This is a genomic window from Acidobacteriota bacterium (genome assembly GCA_009861545.1).
In the GTDB taxonomy this organism is placed as follows: domain Bacteria; phylum Acidobacteriota; class Vicinamibacteria; order Vicinamibacterales; family UBA8438; genus WTFV01.
In genome coordinates this window covers 1-13,270 of the sequence record VXME01000144.1, presented here as the reverse complement: position 1 = coordinate 13,270, position 13,270 = coordinate 1, and the positions used below count along the sequence as shown (strand labels likewise).

Here is a 13,270-nt window from a genome sequence, read left to right as displayed (position 1 = left end):
GGTCCCAGAAGCCCCATGGACCTCTCTGGACCCCCGACGAGAAAGAGCCGCACCCATTGGGTGAGCGGACGCCTCGTCGCAGCCTCCACGCCGAGCGTCAGGCGCGCTGCGTCTCGAACGAGGCCAGGTTGCGCGTCTCGCGGCTGAACTCCACCGCCAGCAGGTGGATCGGCAGACCGAGGCGGTGGTACTTGTCGGCGTAACCGCGCTCCCGAAGCTGCGTCATCGCGGCGCCCGGCGCGGTTCGCTCCGCCACCTTGAACTCGATCAGGTAGACGCCGCCACCGGTGCGCACCGCCATGTCCGCCCGGCCCCGGCTGCCGCTGTCCTCCGCCGCGACGTCCAGCCCCGCCATCGCGAACAGCGAGTAGAAGACGCTTGCGTAGTAGCCTTCGTAGGAAGCGATGTCGTTGCGCGTGTGCCACTGGTAGGGAATGCCGGCGAAGATCGCCCGCAGCAGCGTCTCCAGGCCCGCCCAGTCGTTCGCTTCCAACAGATCAGCGAGCCGGCAGGCCTGCTCCATCCGTTCCGGCGCACGGCCGGCCAAGCGGTTCAGCAGACTCTCGTTCAGGCTCTGGCGCACCTCGCGGTTCGGATAGCCCAGCCGGTAGAACGCCCGCCCGCGACGCCGCTCGATGCGGCGAATAGTCAGGTACCCCGTCTGGAACAGCAGCGCCTCGGTGCCGACGTCGCCCACGTCGAACGCCGACAGCAGCGCGTCGCTGGCGACCATGCCGTCGAGGGCCAGCGCCGGCACCTCGCGCCCGACCAGGGTGTCGAGCAGGAAGGACGGCGATCCGGTCTCGAACCAGTGGGCGCGGAACTCGCGGTGGCGGAACAGGAGGAGAACGTCGAAGGGGTTGTAGACCCGTTCGTCTCCCGACCAACTGTAGCCGTTGTACCAGTCGCGGATCGCGGCCCGGTCGAGGCCCGGCAGCTCGGGCGCGAACACGGCGTCGAGGTCCGCTTCCGTGTAGCCGCAGACCGTCGAATAGTCGGCGGCCAGGGTGATGTCGGTGAGGTTGTTGAGACCGGAGAAGAGGCTGACCTTGGAGAACTTGCTGACGCCGGTGAGCAGCGTGAACCTGACGTGCGCGTCGCTGTCCTTGACGACGGCGTACAGCCCGCGCAGATAATCGCGGTTGGCGCGGGCGACCGCCGGCGTTTCGAGCGCGTCCAGAATGGGCTTGTCGTACTCGTCGACGAGGACCGCCACGCGACGGCCGGTCCGCTCGTGCAACGCCTCGATCAGTTGGCGGAAGCGGGAAGGCGCCGTGTCGTAGCCGGAACGGAGGCCGGCGCGCCGTTCGATGCCGTCGAACTGCGCCATCGCGTCCTTGTGAAGGTAGCCCGGCTCGTCGAAGTTTCCGCTGCCGAAGCTCAGGCGCAGCACCGGGTGGCGGACGGACCAGTCCCACCGGTCGTGGATGTCGAGCCCGCGGAACAACTCCTCGCTGCCCTCGAACAGCTCCTTGAGCGTGTCGAGGAGCAGGCTCTTGCCGAAGCGCCGCGGACGCGAGAGGAAATAGTGCGTTCCCTCGTCCACCAACCGCAGCACGTGGGCGGTCTTGTCCACGTAGTAGCAGCCTTCCTCGCGAATCTTGCGGAAGGTCTGGATGCCGATGGGCAGCTTGCGCTTCATGGGATCTCACCCGGTCCGGCCATGAATCAGCCTACCATCGCCGCCCGGGACCGCAACGGCCGTCGCTCGGGCGCCGGCAATCGTCCTGAGAAACGAGGCTCGCGGCCAGGCGCCGGACGCCGGCAAACGACCAACGTCAGGACGTCGCGCCGGTGTCGCCGTCGGTCCGGCGCCCGGCGAGCCACGCCGGGGGAATGCGCGCCCACTGCGCCGCCGTGAACACGGGGACCGGCTTGCCGTCGACCAGCGGACGGGACTCCTGCGCATCGGAGGGAACGAGCAGCCAGACACCCGGTGGACCGTCCGCGCGGCCCGCGGCGTCGCGCAACAGATCGAGGAACGTCATCTGGTCGTAACGGGCCAGCAGCCCGAGATTCGTCAGCAGTACGGCACGCGGCGCCGCGGCCAGCTCCGCGCGCACGCGCGGCAGCGCCCGGTGCCCGACCAGGCGCATCAGGGTGGCCCAGTCCGCACTGCCGCGCGGTTCGCGGTCGGCGCGCAGGACGATTCGCCAGTCGGCGCCGGCTTCGCGGGCGGCGGCTTTCATGTGACGGATCAGCAGCTCGTCGGCGCTGCGCGCGTCGACGGCGAACGCCGCCGCCAGTGCGTGTTCGGCGCCGGCGAGCCGGCGCGGCGATACGGTGAGCGCCAGGAACGCGCGGTTCTCCAGGGCACGCCGGAGCCTTTGGTCGAAGGCGTCGGCGTCGCCCAATTCCGCAGCTCCCGTCTCGCCGACCCGCGACGCGCCGCTGGCGGCGCGGGTATAGCTCGTGGACGAGCCGACCGTCACGAACTGGCGGAGCGGCGACCGGTAGGCGCCCTGACCGCCGGCCGCATCCGGTTCCCAGCGCAGCTCGCTGCCCGCGTCCCGGAGCAACGCGTCGAGGTCCGGCCGCTCCGGCAACCGCGCCGCGTCCGGATAGCGGCCGGCGACGCGGCTCCGGATCTCCTCCGGTGTGAGTGTGCGGGCCCCGGCAAGGGCCCCGAGCGCGAGCTTGAGCGCCCGATCCGCCGCCATCCCGCGCGGATAGAGCTCGAGCCGGCTGGACAGCGCCGTATTCTGCGAAACGGCGGCGGCAAGCTCTAGCAACCGACTCGGTGCCGGCCTCGTCACGCCGGCCGGTGCGGCCACGGCCTGGAGCGCCTCGACTACCCGCGCCGGTGAGAGCAGCGGATCGGCGGCCGACAGATCGTCGGCCGTGCGACCGAGGCGCAGAGCGAAATCAGCGAGCTTCTCGCCATCGATGCGAGAGTCGCCACGGTCGTCGACCACGTCGCGGGCCAGCAGCACGCCGGCCCTGCCATCGACGCGGCGCACTATCCAGCGGGGCGCCGCAAGGTGACGCTCGACCTCGACCGCGGCGCGTACGCAAGCGGCGGCGTAGCGCGAGCGGAGCGGCTCTTCCTGCACGGAGCCGCGGCGCGCGAGAATCGCGCCGGCGAGCTCCTGCCGCGTCATCACGCTCCCGTGCGCCTCGATCATCTCGACGACGTCGTGCCGCAGCCGGGTCAGCGCGGCGAACCTGCTCCAGCGCTGGCGCGACCGCGCCGCTGCCTGGCTGACGGCCACGGGGGTGACGTCCAGCCCCCGGGCGATATCGCTCTGGCTCGGCCACGGAACGGCCGTTCCGTCCTCACGCAAACCCAGCAGCGCTGCCGTCAGATCGGCGTCGCGCCTCGCCTGCGCCGTTCGGCCGGCGGGCAGAAGCTGGCGCTGCAACTCGTCCACGCTGGCATGGGCGACCTCGGCCGGGTCCTTTGGGTCGTCTTCTGTGGATGGAGCCTTCGGCGCCCGGGCCGCATCCGGGAAGCGCTCGGCCAATCGCCGGGCCAGATCCGTGAGTTCCCGCCGGGCAAGGTTGCCGACGCCGCGCATCCGGTTCACCTGCACCAACGGGAAGCGCAGCAGGTCGTGCACGGTTCGAACGCCGATCCGCTCGACGGCGTTCATGCCGCGCGCGCTGATCTCGAGCGCGCCGAGCAGCGTGTCGAGACCAGCCTCCTCGATCCCGATGAACCGAGGCGCCGGGCTCGCGTGGTCCGTGTCGGTCTCGGGTCGCGCCGCCGCGAGGAAGAGCTGGCGCCAGGCGCGCAGCATCTCTTCGGCGTTGTCGAAGCGCTCGCGGTAGTCCCGGCGCAACGCTTTGCCGAAGAACGCGGTCATGCCCTCGCGAATTGCGGGCTCGAAGGCGTCGGCGTCGATGGTGGCCTCGCAGTCGAGGGCGGCCGGCTCGCTCTGCCCGTCGCCCCAGCGCGGAAACGATCCCGCCGCCATCTGATGCAGCGTCACGGTAGCGGCGAACCGCTCGGCATGCGTGTCCCAGCGCGGCGGCTTCCGCGTCTGCAGGAACGGATCGACATAGTGGCGCGTGCCTGCCAGGATGTTCTCGGCCGGTGTGCGCGCCAGCGAGAAGTCGAAGAGCACCAAGTGAAGCTGCTTGCCGATCTTGGCCGTGCCGAGATTCTCGGGCTTGATGTCGCGATGCGGAATCCCCTTCTGCTCCAGCCAGTCGATCGTGGCCAGCAGGTCCTCGCCGAACCGCTCGAGGAGCTCCAGATGCAGCCGCCCCTCCGCGCGCAGGCGGTCGGCGAGCGTCGCGTCGCCGGCCCTGGCCATGAGCAGCCCGACGCGCTCGCCGCCCAAGCGGTCCTTGAACGGCAGGTCGTCGTGCAGCTCCACGATGTACTGATGCCGCAGGCGGCGCAGCACGTCCGCTTCCGCGCGCAGGCGGTCGTTGTGCTCCGCGGACAACGCCACCTTGAGCACGTGCTCCCGCCCGTCGCGCTCGACCAGCAGCGCCAGCGCCGTCGCTCCCTTGCCGAGCCGGCGCTTGACGACCAGACCGTGATCGAGCTCGTCTTCCGGGCGCGCCTCCACGGGATCGGGCCGGGAACGCGCCTCCGGCCGGGTGAGCTCCTCTTCGACGTGCTCCAGCTCCTTCAGGAAATCGCCGGCCGATCCGAGGCGCGTCGTCACCTCGGGATGGGTCGCGTACTGCACGAGTAGTTGCAAGCTCTCGCCGGCGCCGTCGAGAACGGAGGAGATTCGGAGCCCCTGCTCCCGGCGCAGCCGTTCCGTCATCTCGACGAAGCTCGAGGCGGGCGGGCGACCCGAGAAGAGGTGGAACGCGATGGCGCCGAGCGAGAAGACGTCGAGCTGTTCCCCGGCCGGACCGCGCTCGGTCACCGCCTCGGGCGCCATGTAGACCCAGGCCGTTTCCTCCACGAACGCGTCGAGGCGGCTCGCGCCCGACGTCGCCGGTCCGGACGTCCCGGCATCGAGCGCCCCGCGGGCCCCCGTCTGCCAGTTGAAGATCCGGACCCGCGGCTGCGGCGCGTCCGGGTCGACCACCAGAATGCTCTGGGGCGACAGCCCGCGGTGGACCAGGCGCTTCGCATGCGCGAAGTGCACGGCCTCGGCAATCTGGCGGAGCAGGTGCAGGCGGGTGTCGACGTCGAGGGCGGCGGCCCGGTCGGCGAGCCAGTGGTCGAATCGCCGGGAACCGTCCCGGTGCTCGAAGACGAGCGCCGGACCGAGGACGTGCTCGGTATAACCCTTGGCCGCGAGAATCCCCTCGTGGCGCACGTCGCGCAGGATCTCGTACTCGCGCCGGGCCGCGCGCCGGCACGCCGCGCGCTCTTCGTCCGAAGCCGACGGGGCCACGGCGTAGATCCTGACCCGCGCCCGTTCGCTGTCGATCGCGGTGTGGCGGGCCGCCCGGTCCTGGTAGTTCGGACCTTCGAGCAACAGCTCGTCGAGCCGGTAGTCGCCCACGCGCCGGGCACGCTGCGACGGCCGAATGCCGGCTTCCTGCATCGCCCGGCTCACGGCTCTGGCCATCGGACGGTCGGGCCGCGTACGGACCGCCGTGCCCGCGCTGTGCCGGGTAAGCGCCGCGACGATCCCGGGCCGTTCGTCACGCCCCGTTCCCGCGTCGCGGAGATGCACCCGCGAGCGCAGGTCCTGGGCGATGCGGCAGTCGACAGCCTCGTGCGACAGGAAGACGTGGGCCTCCAGGAAGGGCGTGGACGTCTTCCGCTGGAGCGAGGGCTGGCACCGCAGGAGCGAGATCAGCTTCTTTGCCTTGCGGTTCGCGAGCAGCAGCGGGTTGTCGACCGTGTGCGGGCGGTCGTCATCCCCGCGACGCCACGTCCACGTTCCCTGATCGCCTTCCACGATTCCAGGGCGGCTCTTGATCTCGACCAGGTAGGAACCCTTCGGCGTCAGCACGAGCAGGTCGACCTCGTTGATCGACCCGTCGTCGGCGATGAACTCGAAGTTCGACCAGGCGCGGTAGGGGTCGTGATCGGGCAGCCGCTCGCGCACGAACGCGAGCGCGTCGCGCTCCCACGGGAACTCGGAGTCGGTGATCGCCTGCCAGCGTGGCGAGGTGGCGTCCATGGTGCAGCGGGCCGGATGTGGTCCCCCTCAGTAGCGGAACCCGTCGAACCGCACCCGGAAGAACAGCGAGTAGAGGACCGGCACCACGCCGAGGGTCAGCACCGTCGCGCCCAGCAGGCCGAAGATGATGGCGATGGCCATCGGCTCCCACATCGGGCCGCCGCCGAACCACAGCGGCAGCAGGCCGGCGACGGTCGTGGCGGTGGTGAGCAGGATCGGCCGGAAGCGCCCCTGCGCCGCCTCCACGATGGCCCGCGGCGGGTCGAGGCCGTTGTCGTCGATCTCGATGCGGATGCGGTCGATCAGCACGATGGCGTTGTTGATGATGACGCCGGCCAGGGCGATGATGCCGAGCAGGGTCATGAAGCCGACGTAGGACTGCGCCAGCAGGAGTCCGGCGACGACGCCGATCAGGCCGAGGGGGATGGTCAGCAGGATGATGGCGGTCCGCCGGACCGAGTTGAACTGTAGGACGAGCAGCAGCAGGATGATCAGCCCGGCCACCGGCAACTGCTCGGCGATGGACTGGTTGGCCCGTCCGGAGGTCTCCTCCTCCCCGCCGAATTCGTAGCGATAGCCCGGCGTCCAGCCGGCCTGTTCGGCGTCGAGCCAGGGCCGCAGGCGCGCCACCACGTCGGAGGCGACCGTACCCGGCGCGAGCTCGGTCGAGACGGTGACCGTCTTGAGCCGGCCGCGGCGGCGGATGGTGGACGGCTCCCAGACCACCGAGGCGTCGGCGACCTGCAGCAGCGGCACCGCCGCGCCGGTCGCCTGGGCGTAGACGTTCAGGCTGTCGAGCTTCGTCACGTCGGTGCGGCTCGCCAGCGTCGAGCGAAGCGTGACGGGGATGATGGTCTCTCCCTCGCGGTACTGCGTCGTCTCGAACCCGCTGAGCGCGGTCTGCAGCGAGATGGCGACGTCCTGGCTCGTCACGCCGGCCCGCCGCGCGCGCGGCTGGTCGACGGCGACGACCAGCTTCTTGCTGCGCATGCCCCAGTCGTCGGTGATGGTCGTGACGCCGGGCATCGGCCGGAGTCGGGCCTTGACCGCGTCGACGAGGTCGAACAGCCGGTCCGGGTCCCGCCCCGACAGCCGCACCTGGACCGGGGCACTGACCGGCGGCCCGAGCTGCAGCGGATTGAGCGTGACGTCGAGCTCGGGGAAGCGCTCGCGGCAGAAGGCGGCGATACGCGGAATCAGCTCGTCGGTGATGACGCTTCGGCTCGTGGCGTTCAGCAGGGAGAAGGCGAGCTGCGGGTTGGCCGGCGACGGGTTGTGCGCCAGGTAGAAGCGCGGTCCGCCGTTGCCGGCGAACGTCGCCCAGTTGGTGACGCCCTCGGACGTCTCTCCGGCGCCGGCGCGGAGCTCCGCGGCGACGAAGCGGTCCACCGTCTCGACCACCTCCAGCGTCCGCTCGATGGAGGTGCCGGCCGGCAGCTCGTACTCCGCGGTGAAGATCGCCTTGTCCGACGGCGGGAAGAAGATGTTCGGGATGATCCGGAAGCCCTGCATCGCCAGCAGGAAGATGCCGATGACCCCGGCCAGGGTCAACGCGGGACGCCGCAGGCAGCCGATCAGCAGGCCGCGGTACGCCCGGTAGAAGCGTCCTGCGAAACGCTCGCCCGCCGCGACCGGGCGAACCTTCAGGAAGAGCACGCAGAGCAGCGGCGTCATCGTCAGCGCGAGCAGCCACGACGAGAGCAGCGCGATGGTGATCACCTTGAAGAGGGGCGCGGTGTACTCCCCGGTGGTCGACTGCGCCAGCGAGATGGGCAGGAACGCCGCCGCCGTGGTCAGCGACGAGATCAACAGCGGGACGCGCAGCTCGCGCGCCGAGCCCACCGCCGCCTCCACCGGGCGCCGACCCGCCGCCATCCGGACCATGATCGACTCGGCCATCACGATGGCGTTGTCCACCAGCATGCCGAGCGCGATGATCAGGGCGGCCAGCGACATCTGGTCGAGCCCGATGTCGAGAAAGGCCATCACGAGCAGCGACGCGATCATCGCCATTGGAACCAGGCTCGCCACCACCAGCCCGGTGCGCGGGCCGAGAAAGAGCAGCATCACGGCCAGGACGATGGCGACCGCCTGCCCGAGATTGATCATGAACTCCCGCACCTTGCGCTCGACGCTCTCCGGCTGGAAGGCGACCACGTCGAAGTCGATGCCGATGGGATAGACCGCCTGCAGGCGCTCGATCTCGCCCGCAACCCCTTCCCCAAGCGCGATCATGTTCCCGCCGTCGCGCATGGCGATCCCCAGCGCGAGCGCGGGGACGCCCGAGGCGTAGACCCTGCTCGACGGCGGATCCGCGTAACCGCGGGAGATCTCGGCCAGATCCTCCAGGAAGACGATCTCCGGCCGGCCGGGCAGCGTCACCACGGTCCGCCGCAGGTCGGCGACCGACTCGAAGTTCCCGGTGGGCTCGAGCGCGACGCGCTCCACCCCGGTGCGGATGCTGCCGCCCGGAATGATGATGTTGGCGCTGTCGAGGATCGATCGGAGCTGCTGCGGCGAGAGTCCCAATTCGGCCAGTCGCGCGTTGTCGTAGTCGACGAAGATCCGCTCGTCCTGCGCCCCGTAGATGTCCACCTTGGCGACGTCGGGCACCCGCAGCAGCTCGTCGCGCACCTCGTCGGCCACCGTCTTGAGCTCGGCGTAGGAGTAGCCGTCGCCGGTCAGCGTGACCACGATGCCGAAGACGTCGCCGAACTCGTCGTTCACCTGCGGTCCGATGACGCCCGCCGGCAGATCCGGCGCCACCCGCTCCACCTTGCGGCGCAGGTCGTCCCAGATGGGCCGCATGTCGTCGAACTCGTCCCGGACGTTGACCATGACGATGGACACGCCGGTCTTCGACGTCGAGGAGATGAAGTCGATCTCCGGCAGTTCCTGGATCGCCTCCTCGATCGGATCGGTGACGAGCTGCTCGATCCGTTCCGGGCTGGCGCCCGGGAATCGGGTCAGCACCTGGGCGGCGCGGATGGTGAAACCGGGATCCTCGGCCCGCGACATCCCGCGGTACGCCGACAGCCCCCCGGCAAGCACCAACAGCAGGGCCACCGCGGTGATGCGGTTCTTCTCGATGGCGGCGCGCGTCAGGTCCATGGTCAGGGCGCACCGGCGGCGTCGAGCCGCACCTCGTCACCGTCCTGCAGGCGGTTGACGCCCGCGACGACGACCCGCTCCCCCTCGGCCAGACCGTCGAGCACCTCGAGACCGCCGACGGCGAAGGCGCCGACCATGACCGGCCGCCGGCGCACCACCGCGAGGCCGTCCGCGGTCGGCTCGGCCACGAAGACGAACCGGCCGCCGCGATCCTCCCCGACCGCGTGCCCGGGCAGGATGAACCGATCCGGCGCGTCCGCGTCCCCCAGGATCATGTCCACCACCGCCGCCATTCCCGAGCGGATGTCGGAAGCGCCGGCGCCCAGGCGGACCGTCACCGGGAACGTCGTTCCGGTGGCGGTGGTGGTGACGCCCACCTCGGTCACCAGGCCGTCGAACCGCGCGCCCGGAATCGCGTCGAAGCCGACACTTACCGGCATGCCCTCGCGGACCTCGCGGATCAGCGCCTCCGGCACCGCGAAGCCGACTTCCGGCGCCGAGCCGGAGGCCAGCACCACCACCGGCTGTCCCGGCGACACGTTCTCGTTCACCTCCGCGAGCACGTCCGCGATGGCGCCCGCGGCCGGTGCGGTCAGGTGCGTGTAGTCGACCTGCCGGCGGGCCAGGTCCAGCCGCTGCGCCACGGATTCGACCTGCGCCGCCGCCGAATCGGCGGCGGCGGTCGCCGCGTCGAGATCGGTGCGCGCCGCGTTGTCGTTCTCGTAGAGGCTGCGCACCCGGCGCAGATCGGCTTCGGCGTTGCCCGCGCGCGCCTCGGCCTGCCGCAGCGACGCCTCCGCCTCCCGCACCTGCAGCTCGTAGTCGACCGGGTCAATCTCCGCGATGGGCGCGCCGGCCCGGATCCGGTCGCCCACCTCGACGTCGAGCCGGGCAATCGTGCCGGCGACACGGAAGCTGAGGGAGGACTCGAAGCCGGCACGCGCCACGCCCGAGAAGGTGCGCGTCCGCTGCCCGCCGGTGGCCTGGGCGGTGACGTACCGCACCGGGCGAACGACCGGCTCGGCCGGGGGCGGCGGCTCGGCACAGGCCTGAACCAACAGCGCGGCCGCGAACACGGCGACCGGCGACCGGCGGTCTGCGAGGCCGCGACAGGATCCCCGCTTCACTCGACCTGACTTGTCCATCTCCAGGATCCTCACGGCCTCGGACCCGTCTCGTAGCCCGCATCCCGGAAGAACGCGCGCAGGCGATCGGCGAACGCCGCCAGCCCCGCCGGCTCCATGAACAGGCCGAACCGGCCGCTGGCGCGATGCGAGTCCATCAGGTCGATGAGGTAATCGTAGACCGCGGTCGCCGCGCTCTGCTCCGCAACCAGCGCCGCGTTCTGCGCATCGATCAGGTCGAGGATCGACAGGACGCCCTGCTCGTAGGCGTCGGTAATCAGCGCCAGGTTCCGCCGCGCGGCGTCCGCGGCGTCCGCGGCCAGATCGATGCCGGCATAGGAGGCGCCCGCCCGGTGCAGCACCGACCGAAGTCGCTGCTCGACGCGCTCGGCGACGGCGCGGCGCGTCAGGCGAAGCTCGTCGAGCTCCTCCGCGGCGCGGGTCCGTTCGGCCCGGCGGGCGCCGCCGGTGAAGAGCGGCAGCGAGGCCGACACGCCGACCGACCAGTTCAGCGGATTCGGCCGCGTGATCGGGAACGGCAGGTCGGCAGGGTCGGCCGCGTCGAGCCCGCCGGCGGTCTGCAACGCCGTCAGATCGCCGCCCGCCGCCACGGTCGGCGCCCAGAGCGCGCGGCGGGCGGCGAGCGCCGTCCGCTCTCCGGCGGCGATGGCGGCGTCGAGCTGGCGCAGCTCCGGCGATTGCTCCAGTGCTTCGGCCGTCATGAAGTCGCGGAAGATGGCGAACGCGAAGGGATTGTCGATGTAGGCGTCGACCGTCGCCGTGTTCGCCAGCAGAGCGGGATCGTCGAGGTCGACCTCGGCCGTCGCGAAAGGCTCCTCGAGCGGGCGGTGCAGCAGACGGTTCAGCGCGATCTCGGCGACGCTGCGTGCGGCGCCCGCCTCGATCACGTCCCGCCGGTTGATGGCGATCTGGTTCTCCCAGCGGATCACCTCGGACGCGCGGGCGACGCCGATCCGCCGGCGCGACTGCGCCAGCTCGAGGTTCGATCGGGTGAGGGTGAGGTTCTCCCGCTGGATCCGCTCGAAGGTCCGGGCTCGCAGCACGTCCAGATAGCCGACCGCGGCGCCGTGCGCCACGTCCAGCCGCAGCTCCTCGCGGGCCTGCTCGCGCGACGTCTGCACGTGGCGCTCGATGGTCGCCCGGGCGCGCGCGCCGTCCGAGTAGAGGAGCTGCGAGACGCCGACCGACCCGGCCGATGTCCACACCGGCTGCAGGCCGAACGAGCTCTCGGCACGGTCGCGATCAATCGTCTCGACGCCGCCGGACGCCGTTATCTGCGGTCGCAGGGCGGCGCGCGCCGCCCGCACCGCCTGCCGGCCGGCCGCGACCGTACGATCGGCCGCGGCGAGATCGAGATTCGCCGCCACGGCCTCGCGCGCCGCCGACGCCAGGCTGAGCCGCCGGGTCACGTTCGTGGGCTCGTTGTGCAGGAGCTCCGCCTCGGTCATCACGCGCCAATCCGGGTGGGCGCCGATGGCCCGCGCCGTCGCCATGTTGACGGTCAGTCGCCGGTTGCGCCGGAAGTCGACCGGCAGGTCGCCGGCGTCCTCGCCGGCGAGAATACGCTGCACGTGGAGCGCCACCCGCCGGCCGAGCCGGCGCATGTCGGTATCGAGGTACACGCTCGCCAAGAGGCCCAGATCGACCTCGCTCCGTCCCCAGTACGAGAAGGCCGGCAGGCGGCGTTCGATCAGCGCCCGAACGAGGCGATCGAACTCGCCGGCGGGAAGTTGCGTCAACGGGGTCACGTAGACCGCTTCCGTTTCCGGCGGCAGCGCCGCGAGGGCAGCGTCGATAGAAGTACCGACGCGGACAATCGCGGCTTCGCCACCCACCTGTTGCATCCCCCGGCGAAGGTTCGCCTCCAGCACCGGAACCGCCGCCAGCAGCGCCTCGTTGGCCAGGTAGGTCAGGCGGACGAAAGGGACCACTTCCCGCAACCGCCTGATCTCGTCCGTCCGGTCCCCGGTGAACGTGATGTAGGCGAGGTTCGGTACGCCGCTCACCCGCTCGCCCGCCGCAGTCGTCTCCAACGGAAACCCCTGCGCCTGCGGGTCGAGCACGAACGCCGCCACCACCGGCTTCGGCAGCCCGGCCCGGTTGATGACGTGGCTGGACGCCACCGGTCCGTAGGTGAGTACGATGTCGATGCCGGGGTCGCCAAGGAGCGCCTCGACCGCCTCCCGCGCCCCTTCGAGCGTCCAATCGGCCACACGCCGCGCGGCAGCGGGAAAGACGACCTCGAATCGCGGCGCGGCCAGCGCCTCGATCTCCTCCTCGAACCCGGCCCGCAGCTCGTCGTTGCGCTCCCAGGGCCCGTCGAACACCACGCCGACCGCGCACGGATCGCAGCTCATCTGTGCGTACGCCGGGACCGCCGCCCCCGCCAGCAGAACGAGCGCCAACAGTACGCACGTCAGCGGCGCGAACGCGGGGCGGCGCCGGCTATCTCCAGCCATCACGATTCCTCATGTGAACAGCACCTCGGTAAGGATTCTCGGACGGTGGGCGGCACTCGGGCATGGCGGCCAGAGCAGTCGATCTGTCGCGCCGCCGCCGGGACAGGTCAGCGCCGCCGACCCATCGCCGGGCTCCGAGTTCGGCCCCAGCCTCCACCGCCCCAGGAGTTTGCGCCTCAGAACTCACTCCGTTGCGTTCTGCGGCGGAGACTCCTGGCCGGGCAGCTTCTGGCCGAACCGGGGGGACACCGGCGAGTTGTCTGCGACCGGCAGGCTAACCTGCACGAAGCGCGGCAGGTCGGGGTCGGCGACGGTGACGTGCTTCAGGAAGGCGCCGTCCGCCGCATGCGCGACGGTCCGGTGCTCGATGACGCGGGTGGCGCCGCTCCCGATCGGTTCCAGGTCGGGGGGGCGCGGGCGGGGAGGGGGGCCCGCCCGGGGGACCGGCGGCCCCCGGTGGGGGTTCGCGAGCACCCCCCCCCGCGCGCCGGGGGAGAGGCGGGTGGGGGGG

5 protein-coding genes are annotated in these 13,270 nt (G+C 71.2%); all 5 read right to left on the bottom strand.

Annotated elements, in window-relative coordinates; translation table 11 throughout:
- Positions 1-97: 97 nt before the first annotated feature.
- On the bottom strand, positions 98-1,642 hold the full coding sequence (locus F4X11_22390) for an ATP-binding protein (GenBank protein MYN67743.1): 1,545 nt from the start codon (positions 1,640-1,642) through the stop codon (positions 98-100).
- Positions 1,643-1,778: 136 nt separating this feature from the next.
- Entirely contained in the window at positions 1,779-6,044 is a 4,266-nt protein-coding gene (gene pglW / locus F4X11_22385) for a BREX system serine/threonine kinase PglW (protein MYN67742.1), read from the bottom strand.
- Between the two features lie 27 nt (positions 6,045-6,071).
- A complete protein-coding gene (locus F4X11_22380) occupies positions 6,072-9,155 on the bottom strand; it encodes an efflux RND transporter permease subunit (GenBank protein ID MYN67741.1) in 3,084 nt (1,027 codons plus the stop codon).
- Positions 9,156-9,157: 2 nt separating this feature from the next.
- Entirely contained in the window at positions 9,158-10,300 is a 1,143-nt protein-coding gene (locus tag F4X11_22375) for an efflux RND transporter periplasmic adaptor subunit (protein ID MYN67740.1), read from the bottom strand.
- An 11-nt stretch (positions 10,301-10,311) separates the two neighbouring features.
- Positions 10,312-12,759 carry a hypothetical protein gene (locus tag F4X11_22370; protein MYN67739.1) on the bottom strand — a complete coding sequence of 816 codons (2,448 nt, stop codon included), beginning with the start codon at positions 12,757-12,759 and terminating at the stop codon, positions 10,312-10,314.
- Positions 12,760-13,270: the final 511 nt, after the last annotated feature.